Origin of the sequence: Bacillus sp. ILBB4 (assembly GCF_035064545.1) — a bacterium.
Taxonomy (GTDB): Bacteria; Bacillota; Bacilli; order Bacillales; family Bacillaceae_H; genus Priestia.
Map to the genome: position 1 here is coordinate 160,943 of NZ_JAIQVD010000003.1, position 17,107 is coordinate 178,049.

The following is a 17,107-nucleotide window of genomic DNA, read 5'->3' on the forward strand; positions in this document are numbered from 1 at the left end:
AGCAGCTTGACATACTATTTTATAATACATGCACAGTAAAGGAGATGCGACATGAGTATTAAAGAGAATTATCAATTTACTTTCTTGAATGAAGCTAATAATATTCTTCAATTTGAACTAGCAGAGAGTAACATATACGCGAAAATTATGGTACTTGAAACGGACATTATCAGAGTTTTGTTTACAGACGGTAAAGAGTTACAACTAGATAAAACTTGGAGCGTCGCACCCGGGCAGGCAGATGTTCCATTGGAGGGGCGCAAACGTTTGGATACAAGCGGTTTTTCACTACCAAGCTATGAGTTCAGTAATAATAACGGTGAATGCACCGTAGAAACTTCAGCGTTAAAGCTTAATGTTGATTTAAATGGATTTAAGATTAGCTGGTTTTACCGTGAGGATTCTGGGTGGGTGAATTTTGCGAATGACCGAAAAACTCAGGCGTATAATTTTGATGGTTCACTTGGTGAGGGGATCGTTCATTATTTAAAGCGTGATTTAGATGAACAATATTTTGGATTAGGAGAAAAGACAGGATCAGTTGATAAACATGGAAAGCGCTATCGAATGCAAGCAATTGATGCAATGGGGTATGATGCAGAATATAGCGATCCTCTTTATAAACATATTCCTTTTTACATCACAAGGCATAGAGAAACAGGATTCTCATTTGGGGTCTTCTATGATAATTTGTCCAGTTCAATTTTCGAACTAGGTACGGAACTCGATAACTATCATGAGCTATACAGATACTATCAAGCTAAACAAGGTGATTTAGATTACTATATTATTGGAGGCCCAAAAGTTAAAGATGTTACTCGGAAATTTTCATGGTTAACTGGACAAACAATTTTTCCACCGAAGTGGAGCTTGGGGTATTCTGGATCGACAATGAGTTATACCGATGCTCCAGATGCACAAATGCAGTTAAACGAATTCTTAAAGCTGTGTGAAAAACATGATATCTTATGTGATTCATTCCAATTGTCGTCGGGCTATACGTCAATAGAAGATAAGCGTTATGTATTTAATTGGAACCAATCAAAAATTCCTTCACCAAAAAAGATGGTAAACGACTTTCATGATAAGGGTTTACGTTTATGTGCAAATATTAAGCCCTGTTTATTAAAAGATCATCCCTTATTTAATGAGTTAAAAGAAAAAAAGATGTTTATAACAAATAGTCATAACGAAGAACCTGAAATGGCACAATTTTGGGATGAAATAGGTGCTTATTTAGATTTTACCAATAAAGAAACCTACGACTGGTGGAAAGGGCAAGTAAAAGAAAAGTTATTGGATTATGGAATTGATTCCACTTGGAATGATAATAATGAATTTGAAATCTGGAGTAAGGAAGCCATCTGTCACGGTTTTGGGAACAATAAAGAGTTTGAACTGATTCGTGCACTTCATCCACTGCTTATGATGAAGGCTTCCTATGAAGCACAGTTGGAACATAACCCTCAGTTGCGTCCTTATTTAATATCACGATCCGGCTCTGTGGGAATGCATCGTTATGTGCAAACATGGACAGGCGATAATCGCACCAGTTGGAAAACGTTAAAATTCAATATCAAGATGGGGATAGGGCTAAGTTTATCCGGTATTTATAATTTTGGACATGACGTAGGTGGATTTTCTGGCCCTGCTCCTGAACCTGAATTATTCGTAAGATGGATACAAAATGGAATTGTTCATCCGAGATTTACTATCCACTCTTGGAACGATGACGAGACAGTTAATGAACCTTGGATGTATCCTGAAGTTCTAGACTCAATTAGAGAATTAATTAAATTTAGAACAAAAATAATTCCATATATTTATAGTGAGTTGCGCGAAACCTCTAATAGCTACCATCCTATTATAAGGCCTACTTTTTATGATTTTGAACATGATGAAACTACCTTTGAAGAAAATGACGACTTTATGCTAGGCGATTCTCTGCTGGTTGCTTCCGTTGTTGAAAAAGGAAAGAAAGAGCGAGAAGTGTATTTGCCAAATAATCCTGGAGGATGGTACGATTTTCATGTTGGAACGTGGTATGAAGGGGGAAAAAAGGTTGAAATTCCTGCACCTTTACACTATACGCCGCTGCTAGCTAAGGCGGGAGCAATCATCCCGATTAATGAAGCAGAAGTAACTTTTTCAACGAAGAATATGGATGAAAGAGGATTTTTATTATTTCCTTGTAGAGGGAAAGGGAGATCTTCTTATAGCTTATATGAAGATGATGGGTTAACAAACGAATATTTGCACACATTTGCGTACATTCATGTTGATATGGAAACTACAGAAGATGAGATTCAAATAAACATTAACAAGGAAGGTTCTTATGAATTGCCTTATAACCAGATTACGTTTCACCTTCCGGAAAAAGAGCAGCGCAAGCTAACTATCAATGGATTAGATCAAAATGTTGGAAAAGGAACATTTAGTTATAATCTGAGCTGTTAATAAATATAATCATTGACCCTATAGCTACTATAGGGTCTAGTTGTTTTTATTTCTACATTTATAGCGCAGTTGAGTAAAAAAGATTTATTTACAGCGATAAGTATCAAAAATTGTATGCCTAGAAGACTCTGTTTCAAGCCTCTACCTAGGGTCTGCGTGAACAAAGACTTCATTATTCCCTCAGTTTATAGCTCTTAAAGTCTTATATCGAGAAAATCGTACCGGTTTTACCTAGCTCTATCTAAAAAATAACTAAAAGAATAAATAGTAAGAATTCTTAAGAAAATTTTAATAACTTGCTAATAAACTTCTAATTTCCTCTTTATTTTTTTGTAAGTTGTCTCCTTTAAAATAGAAGTAATCGAGTAGCCCACCTTATTTTGAACGAATGAAAGTTAAATAAGGTTGTATGACCAAAATACGAATGGGTAACCTCACTACTTAAAATGGAGGCTGATGTACACTTATGAATCTAGAGGTTTTTCGAAATTACTCCTTGCAGCATTTGAAGAAAGATATACTATCAGGTATTGTTGTTGGCATTATAGCTATACCTTTAGGGTTAGGATTTGCGATAGCTTCTGGAATATCGCCTGTTACAGGACTTTATACAACGATTGTAGCAGGGCTGCTAATTGCTATTTTAGGTGGATGTAGGTTTCAAATCGCGGGACCTACCGGTGCGTTTGTTCCTGTTTTATTAGGGATTGTGCTGCAATATGGCTATGAAAACTTATTAATTGCCGGCTTTATGTCCGGAATTCTCCTCATTATCTTTGCGCTATGTAAAGTAGGAGCTTTAATCAAGTATTTTCCGTCCTCTATTATTGTAGGATTTCAGTCGGGAATTGCGCTGATTATCTTTAGCGGGCAGATTCCAAACTTCCTTGGGTTACACGCTATTGAAAAATATCAGTATTTTCATTTAAATATAAAAGAGATCTTTGGTAATTTACACTTCATCAACATCTATAGTATCGCTACAGCAGGATTGTGCTTAGCTACGATTTTAATTGTTCTTTACTTTTCACCTAAGTCGCTGGGAATGTCCTATTTACTTGGAATCATTGTATCAACGGGCTTGGCATCTTTTTTCTTTTCCAATCAGTTTGAAACCATTGGTTCCATTTACGGAGAGATACCTCGTCATTTTCCGGCGCCAGCGTTTCCAGATATAACAGTGGAGAGGCTGGTAACTCTTTTACCTTCTGCATTTGTCATTGCTATACTTGTAGGGTTACAATCTTTACTGACAGCTCGCGTTGCAGATGAAATGACAAAATCAAAGCACAGCAGCAAAAAAGAACTGATTGGCCAGGGAATCGTAAACATGATAACGCCGATGTTTTCAGGTATTCCCGCGGCAGGAGAGATTGCAAGAACTGTTACCAATATTAAAAACGGCGCTTCCTCTCCAATTGCAGGAATCACGCACGCTATCTTTGTGTTGATTGTGCTGTTAGTGCTCGCTCCGTACGCTTCATACGTGGCGCTTGCTAGTCTCGCTCCAGTTTTGATGGTCGTGGCATGGAATATAAGTAAAAAAGAACAGTTTGCAAAAGTGATAAAAGAAAGATCATTTCATTCCCTGGTTTTACTTACGACATTTTCGTTAACGGTGTTTACAAACCTGACGATCGGAATAGCCGTTGGATTATGTTTGTCGGGTGCACACTTTATGATAAAAAAGAGCAAAGAAAAACAAAAGTTATTAAGAAAAACGAGTTAATTTTACTAAGTGAGATGAATGAAGTAATAGAAAAAGGCCTCTAAGTATAGAGGCCTTTTTTTCTTTGGTGGAAAATTTTATAGTTATTGACAATCGTTATCACTGACGTATAATATATACAGAGTAATAATTGATAAAGATTATCATTATCAAATAAGAACAACGTGAAAAAGGAGAAGATTAAACTGAAGAAGCTATTTTTTATACCATTTCTACTTATACTGGCTATTATCGTGAGCGCTTGTGGAAACAGCGAAACGACAAACGGAAAAGATAAGGGAGATACTAAAAGTGAAACAATTACATATAAATCAGAAGCTGGACCTGTCAAAGTTCCTAAAAACCCTAAAAGAATAGTGGCTCTTAGCAACGGCCCTAATGTAATGTCTTTAGGAGGAAAGCTCGTTGGGATTGATGAATGGAGCAGTATGAACCCGCTTTTTAAAGAAAAAGTAAAGGGAGTAGAAGTAGTATCAGAGGATGATTTAGAAAAGATTATGGAGCTGAAACCAGACTTAATTATTGCTGGATCTGAAATGAAGAACATCAAGAAACTAAATAAAATAGCTCCTACCGTTGTCTTTACTTGGGGTAAATTAGATTATTTGAATCAGCAAATAGAAATTGGAAAGCTTTTAAACAAAGAAAAAGAAGCGAAAGAATGGGTGAATGATTTCCAAAAACGCGCAGCGGCTGCAGGAGAAACAATTCGCAAAAAAATCGGTAAAGATGCGACTGTTTCTGTGATTGAAAGCGGCAATAAAGAGTTTTATGTATTTGGAAATAACTATGCGCGCGGAACAGAAGTATTGTATCAGGCAATGAAGCTAAACATGCCTAAAAAAGTAAAAGAGAAAGCACTTGAATCGGGTATCTATACGTTTTCTTCAGAATTACTTCCTGAGTTCGCGGGCGATTATATAATCTTGAGTAAAAGTACGGATGGCGATAATTCGTTTTTAAAAACAAGTGTGTGGAAGAACATACCTGCGGTTAAGAACAATCGTGTGTTCGAAATTAACACAAAAGCTTCGACCTACAGTGATCCAATAACATTGGAATATCTTTTAGGATTTTTCGAAAAATCGTTTCTTGAAAAATAACAGGTGAGATATATTTTTTATTCGAAAATTAGCCCGGTTCTACACGAACAAAGCTTAGATATAAACGGAATGGATACGCCCTCTATAAACTATTATTTCAATTTATAGGAGGCGTATTGTCCGTCTTCATTACTTTCCTTCAAACCAGCAGCGAGCGTTATCAAAAAGCATATGCTGAATCTGCTGTTCCGTTACGCCTTTTCTTTTTAACTCAGGAACGACTTCTTCTAATACAAAGCTCATCGACCATTTTGGAAAACGTTCTTCAATCACGCCTTCTGGAAACCAGTCCATTGTACAGCAGTAGTCTTGTGAGAGAAACATGCGGTTTGAATATCCTTGTTTAGCTAACTCAATAACCGTGTTGTTTCTATTTTCAGTTGAACATTCTCTTGTTAGGCCGTAGCGGTCCATTCCAATAAAAGCACCTTGAGTTAATATGTTTGAAATGTACTCAAGATTATCCGTATCTCCCGTATGTCCAATCAGAATTTGATTTGGATTAGCGCCTTCATCCAGTAAGATGTCAAGCTGCTTCAAGCCCGTACCGCTTGCAGGATGTGAATGCGTCATAATCGGCACGCCTGTTTTTTTATGAGCTCGTGCTACAGCGCGCATTACTTTTTCTACATCAGCCGTTACGCCAGGTACATCCGTAGCGCATTTTAAAAAACCTGCTTTGATCGACGTGTTTTGAATGCCGACTTCAATGTCTCGAACAAACAGGTCTGCCATATAGTCAATGCTTCGAGTTTGAAAATGGGTAGGGATGTAGTTATACGTATAAATTCCTGTGGCTGCGACGATTTGAGTGTCTGTTTCACGGGCAATTCGTTCAATAAAACGAATATCCCGTCCTTGTTCCATCACCGTAGGATCACAGATTGTTTTGACTCCGAGTGCCTTCGCACGATTTACTTGTTCTACTGCTTTTGCAACTTCTTGTTCTTCATCATACAAATGAGGAAACTGCGCATGAACAGATTCAGAACGAACGCGCATATGTTCATGGATTAACGTTAGCCCTAGTTCTGACGTATGGACTGGGCCTGTTACCGAATTGATAAATGTCATAGTACGATTCCTTTCATCATATACCTGTAAATCAAACAGCGAGTGATTAGGTACAGTTTTAATATAATCTGTTTTTATATATAGACTACTGTTATAAAAAACACATATTGCATTATACAACATATGTGTTGTCTTACACAACAGGCGGGACTTTTACTCACTATGACAAAAAATCCTTCTTTCCAAACAGAAAGAAGGACTAGTTATATTGATGATTACCCAGCATTTACGCTGTAATTATCACCGTTTAATTTACGGAATTTCATATAGCTGCCAACTCTCCAAATGACAATATATATAAAAGCTAGTGTCATCGTTAAGACCGCGAAGTCTATGGAATCTAAGCCTTTGAAGTATTGGCTCAAAGCCATTCTTATAAAGATAATGGCGATAATCACATATTTAAAATTCTTATTTGGCTTTGAATAAATAAAGCCATCTTCTCTTACTTCATAGTCTGTTTGGCTAAGCATAATGAGTCCGAATATAGCACCTAGTACACCAGCAATCATCATTTCCCAGTAGGGAGGTAAGTGAAAGGGCTGGCCTGGTATGTGCATCATCTGACTTAGACTAAGTGAAAATGCAATTAATATGAACAAAATAGGAGCTAATATACCAAGTCCATTCCTTTTAATGGGTCTATGTCTCCTTTTAACCCTTCTCCAAATAATGAATCCAATAAGAGCGATAACCAATATATAAATAAATAGCATTTCCATCGTCATGTTTCCTCCTTTTTTATTTCGATGTTCGTACAATCCACTATTTAGTATAAACAATAAAAGGATGGAGATAAAAGTGCATTCTTTCATTTTTACACATGAGAATTCTCATTATTTTTTATGAATGCCGTTTTAGTTTTTTGTATATGCTTCATTAACTGTTTATCTCTTTTTTACCATAATATGTTAGAATTATAGAAAGCGTAGTGTAAATAAATTTTGTTTACACGCTGTCATAGTTATAGAGGTGAATGAGTTGAGGTTAGGAAATCAGTTGCAAAAATTAAGAGAAGAACAAAAGATGTCGGAAGAAGAAGTTGCTGAGCAGCTGAGTGTATCGGTACAGCACATACATAAGTGGGAGAATAATAAAAGCTATCCTGACATTCAATATCTTTTAAAATTAAGCGACATCTACGAGACGACTATTGATGAATTTATTAAAAAGGATGCCACATTACAAAACAGAATAAACATTCGTGAAGAAGAAAAAGAGGACAACGATGAACTGTTTCACCCAGGTTTTTATATCGGAATAGGTATTATGTTTCTTGGTACTTTTCTTAGCCTGATTATCGGCAATCTTACAATTACGATGGTGTCCAATATCGCTGGAATGTTAATCGCTTGCTTTTATAAAGGTATCTTAAAACTTTTAAAAGACGTCAAAAAAGATTTTTATGAACAAGGATGAAATAGCAGAAAAACGATGAGGTGTACCAGGTGAAAGAATTGAATTTGAATTTTATGATCATATCTCTTTTATGTTTAGCCAGCTATTACTTATTTCGAGTGGTCGCATACTCTTTAGGGAGAAAGTATGTAGATAAAACGTCTGAAGGAAATGTTTTGAACTGGGCTGTAAATGTACTTGTTAGAGGCGGTAAAAAAATGGAGTTCAGTGATTATGTCACGTGGGCAGGATTTTGTGCGTTTTTGTACCTTGTATAATCACAGTAAAACAGTAGAAAGCCATCTCCTTATTTTAAACGGATAGAACGTTGCCTTAAACTTTACTCAGTACTTTCTACGAGCTTAAATGATAAAAGAGTCAGTAACATATAAAATTCTTAAAGCGAATAGTATAGGTTATTAATGAACGCTAAAGGAGAAAGTTGGTTTAGTAATGATTAAGTCAAAACTTTTGTGGAAAGTTATTGGTCTAGAAATCTTAGTCATTTTTTGGTTTGTGGTAAACGGTGCATACGTGAGCATGACGCATCCTACTACACATTATCTTCAGTTTTTAGGAATCGTTCCTTTGGCAATAGGAATAGCTTTTTATCTCACAAAAACAAAAAAGTGGCCGCATTTCTTCTCTTTTCAACAAAACATGTCGTTTAGAACGAGAATCTATTTTTAAGCGGTTATGCTTTCTATTTATGGAATCGAAAATCTACTTTATCTGTTTCTCATAATCAAGTTAGTGGCTAATTAAAAGAGGTTGAGACAAAAGTAGTTTAGTTGAAGGTGAATCCGAACGAGGGATGGAGAATCAAACTCGTTCGGATTTTTTTGTTATTGTGATGGACGTAGGTTTCGTTTATGTGGGTAGGTGCTTCTAGCGGTTGATTGGAGGGCATGGCGAAGACTCCTGCGGGAAAAGCGGAATAGGTGAGACCTCGCAGGAACGTAAGCGACGAGGAGGCTCAGCGGGTGCCCGCGGAAAGCGAAGCCTTGCACAGAAATCAACAGCGATGTAGCGAGTGACCTAAACTAGCTCATGTATCCAATTTGCTCGCCTTTAGATTGAATTGCTTTAGTTGTGTCTTACTCTCTTTTTAGTGTTTCGAAGCAGGTATTAATCTATCCAAAGCTGAATAACTTCTATGGCTAATGTTACTACATTTAATTTGTTGGGACTTCATTAAACGCAAAAGGGGAGAACTATATGTTTGAAGAAAAAGTAGGGATTATTACGGGTGGAACGTCGGGGATTGGCTTAGCTACAGCGGAATTACTCGCAAAAGAGGGCATGCATATCGTGATTGCTTCTAGAAATAGTGAAAAAGGAGAAGAAGCTCTTTCTGTATTAAGAAAGTGGTCTCCTCACTCTCTTTTTATCAAAACGGATGTAACGAATAGTCAAGATGTTAAAAATCTCGTGAGCCAAACATACTCGACGTTTGGAAAAGTTGATGTGAGCTTTAATAATGCGGCTAACACGGAGGCAGCTTCTAATGCTACCCATGAATTCAAAGAAGAAGACTTTGACCATTTAATAAACGTTACGTTAAAAAGTGTATGGCTTTGTATGAAATATCAGCTGCAGGTAATGACCAAACAAAATAGCGGGGTCATTGTAAATACATCGTCAATGGACGCTATTTTATGTTCAGCAGGGACTGGCGTATATGCGGCTGGGAAAAGCGGTGTGATTGCTTTAACGAAGTCAGTTGCTCAAGAATATGGCCATCAACATATAAGAATTAACTCTCTGTGCCCAGGTGCATTTCGTACGCCTATGTTAGAAGAAAGGTTTTCAAATCTATCTGAAGACGAAAAAGCAAAGCTCAATGAATCCTATCAAAAGCTAAACGCGCTGGGCAGAATTGGTGATCCGATTGAAGCCGCAAAAGCAGTAAAATGGCTCCTTTCTGATGATGCTTCGTTTGTTACGGGTCAAAACATTATTGTAGACGGTGGGATTGGATTTAGGTTTGAGTAAGAATAATGGAATAAAAAGATATTTAAGGGGATGCGTATGTCTTTCATTCTTAATAATTGTATGGCCATTAGTATCGTATTTACGGTAATCCTTTTTGTAAGTATCGTATGTAACAAAAGAATAGTCGCCCTTGTTATTTCATTCGTTACTATGTTATTCGGTTCATTTTTACTTCTTTATGCTTTTGCGAAAATAAGCGGGTTTGATGCTCTAGACATTCAAATAAAAGGTTTAATGATTATCGGAGAAGGTTTACTCTTACTTGTTGTTACAAGCGTATTTATTTCCGTCCAAGAGGCAAAAAAGAAAACGATGTAAAGTAGAAGAGAAACTGGCTGCTAAAGGCGGTGATGAAATGGCAATTGGAGTGGCATTAACAGTTTTAGTAGTAGGGCTTATGTTTGCAAGCGGACTAAGCCGAGGGAAAACAGCTAAAAGAAAATATATAGTGTGGGGAACAACGATTATATTAATCATAGCTCCATTTTTTTCATGGGTGGTTTCGGTTCTATATGCTATTAGTCAGGAAGAAGGTTTTGCAGGAGTTGCATTAATGATGTTATTGTTTCCATTTTTCTTCTTAGTAGGACTTGTTACGATGTTAATAGGAGTCTTTAAGAAAGAGAGTACTAATAAACCTATTTAAAAAAGAAAGAACCATCAAGAGTACAGCCCATAGTAATATGAATTAGGAACAACTAAAGTAAAATCTTTAATCTATTAATAAAAAAAGCCAATTCGTGTTAAATTCGAATTGGCTTTTGCATTTTTCGGAACGACTGTTGTACAAATACACCTTTGGCTAAAGCAAGAATCTCTTTTATTACTCTTCTGATTTTGAAGATAGCACTTCTTTTTTTAGAAAGAAGCATAAAACAAAGGCAATGATCGTAAGTACAAATGCGTAAGTATAGATATGCTGAAACGATTCAATAAATAAAACTTTAATTTTCATAAATAATTCTGGAGTAAGTCCACTTGGAATTCCTCCTGCTGCAAGGCTATTCATGTTATTTGCCATACTTTTAGGCAATTCATCGCCTAAACTGCTTAGCTTTGACGTAAGTGTGGAAGATAATAGCGTCCCAAACATACTTACTCCGACAGTTGCGCCAATAGACTGAAACAATGGAACGGTTGCCAAGGCAATTCCTTTGTGTTCTTTTTCTACAGATTCTTGAACAATTAAGTTATCTCCACCGAACATGACGCCTAAACCAAGACCGGTGATAAAAAAGAAAATAATGACCTGCAGGGTAGTGGTACTAATATCTAATTTAGAAAATAAATAAAAACCGATAACAGGCATAATGAAAGAAATCACGAATAATTCGCGGTACCGAACTTTTGTTAATAGAAATCCAGAAACGATTGAGGTTGCAACAGCACCTACCATCATGGGCAAAGTTAAATACCCAGATTCTGTAGGAGTAAGGCCTAATACGTTTTGTGCAAAGTAAGGGAAAGATGAGAATGAGCCCATCAATCCACAGCCTACAGTAAAAACAAGCAGTGACAATACTAAAATATTACGATTTCTAAATAGATGCAGCGGTACAATAGGTTCAATCACTTTTGATTCCACCCAAATAAACAGTCCAATTAAAATCACGCCTACACATAGTAGCGAAACGATAAATGGAGAGCTCCACGTATACCCTTCGTTCTCGACTAAAACAGGCGTAATTAATAACGAAATGATTGCAGCTACTAGAAGAATAGCTCCTGCCCAATCAATTTTTACTTTTTTTCTTTCATGTACTTCTTTTAACCCACTTGCTAAAAAAATGACTGCTATTAATCCCACTGGAATATTCACGAAGAAAATCCAATGCCAGCTTGCTTGATCTACAAAAAAGCCTCCCATTAGCGGGCCTAAAAGCATAGGGATAAACATAACTGGTCCCATAAACGCTTGAACTTTTGCTCGTTGTTCAACAGGGAACAAATCACTCGAAATCGTCATGGCTAATGGCATGAGGCCACCCGCGCCAAGTCCTTGAATTCCTCTTCCAATTAAAAGCATAATCATTGAATGAGAAAGCCCGCATATAATGGAGCCTCCAATAAAGAAAGCCATAGAAGCGAAGTAGACTTTTTTTCGACTAAATAAATCAGCTAATTTTCCTAGTATAGGCATGAAAGCAGATAGAGCTAGCATATAGATGCCTGCAACCCAGCCATACATAGATAATCCGCCAAGATCACGTATAATCGTTGGCATGGCTGTATTTACAACTGTTTCATCAAGCTCAGAAAAAATAATTCCAATCATTAATCCAGTCATTACTAGTATTTTATTGTTTTTATTATTTAAAACTTGTTCTCCAACATTTGAGATGTTTTCCATATTGCGTTTCCTCTCGTGAAATTATTAGAAATGATCACTAAACAGCATGTGAATCATTTCTCGTTATTATCTCTATTAGTCTCTCGGGGATTTCGGTTTCTAAATCTCGGTGTTCTAAATTCAGCACCGTCTCCCCAAGGTTCGCGCCCAAAACTTCTTGGACCATGCTCTGGATCACCACCAAAAAATCTGTGGTGAGGTCCAAATCCTCGTAGGTCATTATGGCGTCGAAATTCTTGATTTTCATCATGACCTTGTTTTAACATTTCTTCATCTAAATGAGTATTTAACTTTTGCATTAAATGTGAAAGAGTATCCTGCTCTTCTTCTGAAAGAACATCAAAGATGCCTGAGTTATTGTCTTGTTCCTCCGTAGCCTCGATAGCTTCTAGTCCAGCTTCTGTTAGCTCAACGGAAAGTACTCGCCGATCTTTCTCAGATGGCGTACGAACAATGTAACCTTTTCTTTCTAACTTACTAAGTAATTCACCTATTGACTGAGGTCTCATATCCAGTAAGTACGACAGCTCTTTTTGTGTAGTTTTAGGCTGCAATTTTAATAATTTTAATATCCGTCCTTGCCCCCGGTGCTGATCACCTAGTGCTCCAGGATCTCTTCTGCTGATAAAGTAGTATCGCTGATATCTTGCCAGCTGTCTCTGGAACCTAAAAAATTGATCGATTAAATCTTGATCGTGTAAATATTCGTTATCTCTTTCATTCATGATAAAAACCTCCTTGCTAATTAACGTTATCCTTATCTGCACAAAAAATTTTATCTTCTCAAAAAAAGTAAGGTACCTTATCAAATAATAAAGGTACCTTACTAAAATGTCAATATCTTATAAAAAAGATACTTTGACAAAATTAAATATATAGATAAAAGCTGAATAGAGTTCAGTAAGTAAACGTCTTGCCGAATAGTTGAAGAGAGGTCTTGCTAAGTAAATTTTGTTTTGAATAGCAGTAAACGTTTCTATGGGGAAATTCGAAGAGCAGTTACTACTTCTTAAATGGTTATTCCTATAATTAAAGTGCGAATTACATTTCTTTTCGCGTTTTTATTTAAATTCACTGATGTTAACTTTAAAAAAATAATATAAACAAAGTGAGAAAAAGAATAAAAACCCTAATGTAATAGGGATTTATACTTTTATTAATATTCAATAAAATGATGGGTAAATCATACCTTACAATTCTGATGGAAATAATATAAATTATAATGAGGGTAGTATGTTTACAGAATTTAAAGGAGTGTGTATGATGCTGTTTAGTTATGTTTCTCACTTATATTGTCCTAAATGTAAAAAAGAATATAGTGTAAAAGAAAAACATCAATTATGTGAATGTGGTTCACCGTTATTAGTAGCGTATGATTTAGAGAGATTGAAAGCTAACCTGACTCCAGAAGATGTTCAAAGCAGAGAACCAAATTTATGGAGATATCATGAGCTGCTTCCAGTAGAAGATCCAGAAAACGTCGTTTCCTTAGGTGAAGGCATGACGCCGCTTATAAAAATGTCTAAGCTAGGTAAAGAAATGGATATTTCAAACTTATATATGAAAGATGAAGGCATTATTCCAACAGGATCATTCAAAGCTCGAGGCGCCGCTGTAGGCGTTTCAAAAGCAAAAGAACTGGGCGTTGAACAGTTAGCGATGCCTACCAATGGCAACGCCGGAGCTGCCTGGTCGCTTTATTCGTCACGCGCTGACATAAAAGCAACCGTTGTCATGCCAAAAGATGCGCCTGTTATTACACGAAATGAGTGTGCTGTCGCTGGAGCTGACCTTTACTTAGTCGACGGGCTTATCAGCGATGCGGGTAAAATTGTCGGCGAGGCTATTAAAGCTTGGGGGCTTTATGACGCTTCTACGCTTAAAGAGCCGTACCGAATCGAAGGCAAAAAAACAATGGGCCTAGAAATAGCTGAACAGTTTTCTTGGAATCTTCCAGACGTGATTTTATATCCAACAGGAGGCGGCGTTGGTTTAATCGGAATTTATAAAGCGTTAAATGAGTTAAAAGAGCTTGGCTGGATTAAAGGTGAGCTTCCTCGCCTAGTTGCGGTACAAGCTGAAAACTGTGCGCCTATTGTAAAAGCATGGAATGAAAGAAAACAAGAGTCTGAATTTTGGCCGGATTCTTCAACCATTGCCTTTGGTATCAACGTACCAAAAGCGATTGGAGACTTCTTAGTTTTAGAAGCCGTATACAATACAAATGGATGCGCGATTGCGGTGGATGAAGATAAAATTGTTGAGGAACAAAAAAAGGTTGCACAGCTTGAAGGATCGTTTATTTGTCCGGAGGGTGCGGCTACATTTTTAGCTGCACGCCGTTTGCGAGAAGAAGGCTGGATTAAAGAAAACGAAACGGTTGTTGCTTTAAATACAGGGCTTGGAGTTAAATATCCAAACACGGTAGATATTGAAGTACCTGTTTTAGAACGAAAAGGCAGCCTCACTAAAAAATAAAGCAAGAAACACCTAAATAGATCTCCGTCTAAGCGGAGGTCTGTTTTTTGTTTTATCGCAGATAAAACGTTTACCTTGTGTAAAAAAATGTAATAAGTGTGAATCTTTATGTTCAAAACTATACGGGTATATTTAGGTTTAAAGTTCGTCTTATGGGGTATCTAAGAGAAGAAAGAGAGTATCTTTCTATCCGGAAAAACAGCTTGGTGAGGGAGTGGAGCTGGCATATTACGCAACTTGAAGAATATGACAAAAGTCGCATTGTAAACCCGCTTGCTTTTACAGTAGAAGACCTACTTGAAGCCACGAACGATTATACGGAGAAAGGAGTTGAATTTCTATCCCTAGAACCCCAGCCAACTCTTAAAGTTTTATTCTATGGACCGAATCATCCATTGCTGCACTTGTTGGAACGGGCTTTATATTTATTTTTAAGGCTACATAATTTTTGTAAAGAAACACTGTTTCTATTACAAAAATAAAGCTTATATCTAATGGGTTGTAACAATAATTGTCAGATAACCTGAGTGGAAATTGCTACCAAGCACATTGTGAACCAGATGCGCTATCTTTAATGACAAATTACTATTTCAGTGACTGTAATTCCATCGAAAACGATCCCTATTTTAGGCGAAAATCGTTTTTTAAATAGCAATGAATTGTACGTTGAAATAAAAAAAGTTTATTTTGGTTTTAATTCATTTATTTGTTAGCGTTCCTTCCTCAGCATTTTTTGGCTTCAATCCCTTTAGCCATAACCTTTTTTAATATTTAACATCACATGAATAGTTTTCATTTTTTACTTAAAAATAAGGAGTGTTCCAACACATTTAAGTGTGAAATACAGTAAGTCAAATTTGACTTTACTACTCAGTCTTGTATAATCGTATACCGCGGAGGTGACGTAATGAAATGAAGTTTAATAAGAAAAAAATTAACGTCGTAGATATTGACAAAGCTAAAAAAAGCGTCTTTGCTACAGGAGTAGGAAACGCGATGGAATGGTTTGACTTTGGCTTGTATTCATATTTAGCCGTAATTATTAGTCAAAACTTTTTTAGCGCAGTTGAAAATGATCAGCTCAAATTAGTGTTCACATTTGCCACATTTGCGATTGCCTTTTTAATGCGTCCATTAGGCGGTGTTATATTCGGTAAAATTGGGGACAAGTTAGGAAGGAAAGTCGTTTTAACCACCACCATTATTTTAATGGCCTTTTCCACATTACTCATTGGGTTGTTACCTACATATGATCAAATCGGTATATGGGCACCCATCCTTTTATTAATTGCACGAATCATTCAAGGTTTTTCAACTGGTGGTGAATATGCTGGTGCGATGGTGTATATTGCAGAATCGTCTCCAGATAATAAGCGAAATGTACTTGGAAGTGGACTAGAAATCGGTACACTTGTTGGTTATATTCTTGCTTCACTGCTAGCTAGCTTACTATTTTTTATTCTGTCGGATAAACAAATGGCCTCATGGGGCTGGAGAATTCCCTTCTTATTAGGATTACCTTTAGGACTTATTGGTTTTTATTTACGAAGAAGTTTAGGGGAAACACCTATTTTTGAAAATGAACTTTCCAACGAAGACGAAGTTGAAGAAGAAAGCTTCCTCTCTATTTTAAAAAATCACAAAAAAGATGTGTTTGTTTGTTTCGTAGCCGTGGCTTTCTTTAACATTACAAACTATATGCTATTATCGTACATGCCTTCTTATTTAAATGAAATTATTGGTTTATCAAACACAGTTGGTACGGTATTAATTACGGCAGTTATGATTTTAATGGTGCCGCTTGCTCTTATGTTTGGAAAACTGAGTGACAAAATCGGAAACAAGAAAGTTTTCTTAATCGGTTTAGGTGGATTGAGCTTACTGTCAGCCTTTTCGTTCTATTTAATTAACTTAAATGGTTTAGTCTTTGTTTCAATCGGTATTCTTATTTTAGGTGTTTTACTTGCTACGTATGAAGGAACAATGCCAGGAACGCTGCCAACAATGTTCTACACAGATATTCGCTACCGAACATTAGCGATCACGTTTAATGTTTCAGTTTCTATCTTTGGAGGAACGACGCCATTAGTTGCGACATGGTTAGTTCACGCAACAGGCAATCACTTGGCTCCAGCGTTTTATTTAACCATTGTGAGCATCATCGGATTTTTCGTGATTTTATTCTTGTTTGCGAACACAGCAGGAAAATCACTCAAAGGTTCATACCCAACGGTTGCTTCTAAATCTGAATACAATGAAGCTGTTGAAAATCCAAAAGATTCATTATGGTGGCACACAGAGCAAACAGAAAAATAAAGTGAATAAAAAGCAGCTGCTACATTAACTGCTGCGCAAAATATGAACACTGAAAAAGAGTCTTCTCCTTGTATAGCATAGAGAAGGCTCTTTTTATCATTCAATAATTTATCCCATTCCCTGTATTTGCTATCTTTGATTCTGTATGTTACGATTAAGTTAATTATTTTTGTTCGGTATAAGATTGAGAGAAGAGAAATCTCTTCC

The 17,107-nt window shown here is 36.6% G+C and carries 16 protein-coding genes; 12 read left to right on the forward strand and 4 right to left on the reverse strand.

Translation table 11 applies throughout. The annotated features are described in order from the left end of the window. The first annotated feature begins 51 nt into the window (after nt 1–51). The 3 genes from LAV82_RS12730 (at nt 52) to LAV82_RS12740 (ending at nt 5,289) form a co-directional block, all read left to right on the forward strand. Complete coding sequence (locus tag LAV82_RS12730; protein ID WP_499716205.1) at nt 52–2,457, forward strand: glycoside hydrolase family 31 protein; 2,406 nt, start codon at nt 52–54, stop codon at nt 2,455–2,457. Nucleotides 2,458–2,923: 466 nt separating this feature from the next. Next, complete coding sequence (locus LAV82_RS12735) at nt 2,924–4,186, forward strand: SulP family inorganic anion transporter (RefSeq protein WP_499716206.1); 1,263 nt, start codon at nt 2,924–2,926, stop codon at nt 4,184–4,186. Between the two features lie 185 nt (nt 4,187–4,371). Beyond that, complete coding sequence (locus LAV82_RS12740; RefSeq protein WP_499716534.1) at nt 4,372–5,289, forward strand: iron-hydroxamate ABC transporter substrate-binding protein; 918 nt, start codon at nt 4,372–4,374, stop codon at nt 5,287–5,289. Nucleotides 5,290–5,418: 129 nt separating this feature from the next. Here LAV82_RS12740 and LAV82_RS12745 read toward each other — a convergent pair whose 3' ends face one another. Together LAV82_RS12745 and LAV82_RS12750 are read right to left on the reverse strand one after the other, a co-directional pair. Next, nucleotides 5,419–6,363, reverse strand: a complete 945-nt coding sequence (locus LAV82_RS12745) for a phosphotriesterase family protein (RefSeq protein WP_499716207.1) — start codon at nt 6,361–6,363, stop codon at nt 5,419–5,421. 215 nt (nt 6,364–6,578) lie between these two features. Beyond that, on the reverse strand, nt 6,579–7,085 hold the full coding sequence (locus LAV82_RS12750; protein WP_029323199.1) for a CcdC protein domain-containing protein: 507 nt from the start codon (nt 7,083–7,085) through the stop codon (nt 6,579–6,581). Nucleotides 7,086–7,335: 250 nt separating this feature from the next. Here LAV82_RS12750 and LAV82_RS12755 point away from each other — a divergent pair, with 250 nt between their 5' ends. The 7 genes from LAV82_RS12755 to LAV82_RS12785 all read left to right on the forward strand — a co-directional run bounded on the left by LAV82_RS12755 (nt 7,336) and on the right by LAV82_RS12785 (nt 10,402). After that, on the forward strand, nt 7,336–7,782 hold the full coding sequence (locus LAV82_RS12755; RefSeq protein ID WP_307871986.1) for a helix-turn-helix domain-containing protein: 447 nt from the start codon (nt 7,336–7,338) through the stop codon (nt 7,780–7,782). 29 nt (nt 7,783–7,811) lie between these two features. Further along, on the forward strand, nt 7,812–8,039 hold the full coding sequence (locus LAV82_RS12760; protein WP_211077717.1) for a hypothetical protein: 228 nt from the start codon (nt 7,812–7,814) through the stop codon (nt 8,037–8,039). Nucleotides 8,040–8,214: 175 nt separating this feature from the next. Further along, nucleotides 8,215–8,451, forward strand: a complete 237-nt coding sequence (locus tag LAV82_RS12765; RefSeq protein ID WP_029323192.1) for a hypothetical protein — start codon at nt 8,215–8,217, stop codon at nt 8,449–8,451. 205 nt (nt 8,452–8,656) lie between these two features. Next, complete coding sequence (locus LAV82_RS12770) at nt 8,657–8,791, forward strand: hypothetical protein (protein ID WP_255255970.1); 135 nt, start codon at nt 8,657–8,659, stop codon at nt 8,789–8,791. Between the two features lie 188 nt (nt 8,792–8,979). Continuing rightward, a complete protein-coding gene (locus tag LAV82_RS12775) occupies nt 8,980–9,756 on the forward strand; it encodes an SDR family NAD(P)-dependent oxidoreductase (RefSeq protein ID WP_499716208.1) in 777 nt (258 codons plus the stop codon). Between the two features lie 36 nt (nt 9,757–9,792). Next, nucleotides 9,793–10,074 (forward strand): hypothetical protein, encoded by a 282-nt coding sequence (locus LAV82_RS12780; RefSeq protein WP_074895255.1) that lies wholly within the window; start codon nt 9,793–9,795, stop codon nt 10,072–10,074. A 37-nt stretch (nt 10,075–10,111) separates the two neighbouring features. Then, on the forward strand, nt 10,112–10,402 hold the full coding sequence (locus LAV82_RS12785; RefSeq protein ID WP_074895254.1) for a hypothetical protein: 291 nt from the start codon (nt 10,112–10,114) through the stop codon (nt 10,400–10,402). A 177-nt stretch (nt 10,403–10,579) separates the two neighbouring features. Here LAV82_RS12785 and LAV82_RS12790 read toward each other — a convergent pair whose 3' ends face one another. Continuing rightward, a complete protein-coding gene (locus LAV82_RS12790) occupies nt 10,580–12,106 on the reverse strand; it encodes an MDR family MFS transporter (RefSeq protein ID WP_211077719.1) in 1,527 nt (508 codons plus the stop codon). 53 nt (nt 12,107–12,159) lie between these two features. Next, nucleotides 12,160–12,831 carry a MarR family winged helix-turn-helix transcriptional regulator gene (locus LAV82_RS12795; RefSeq protein WP_499716209.1) on the reverse strand — a complete coding sequence of 224 codons (672 nt, stop codon included), beginning with the start codon at nt 12,829–12,831 and terminating at the stop codon, nt 12,160–12,162. Nucleotides 12,832–13,369: 538 nt separating this feature from the next. Between LAV82_RS12795 and LAV82_RS12800 the strand changes: the two genes are divergently transcribed. Together LAV82_RS12800 and LAV82_RS12805 are read left to right on the forward strand one after the other, a co-directional pair. Further along, a complete protein-coding gene (locus LAV82_RS12800; protein WP_499716210.1) occupies nt 13,370–14,584 on the forward strand; it encodes a threonine synthase in 1,215 nt (404 codons plus the stop codon). Nucleotides 14,585–15,496: 912 nt separating this feature from the next. Beyond that, the gene (locus tag LAV82_RS12805) at nt 15,497–16,900 is read left to right on the forward strand and encodes an MFS transporter (protein ID WP_061859353.1); all 1,404 of its coding nucleotides are present in this window, start codon (nt 15,497–15,499) and stop codon (nt 16,898–16,900) included. The last annotated feature ends 207 nt before the right edge of the window (nt 16,901–17,107 follow it).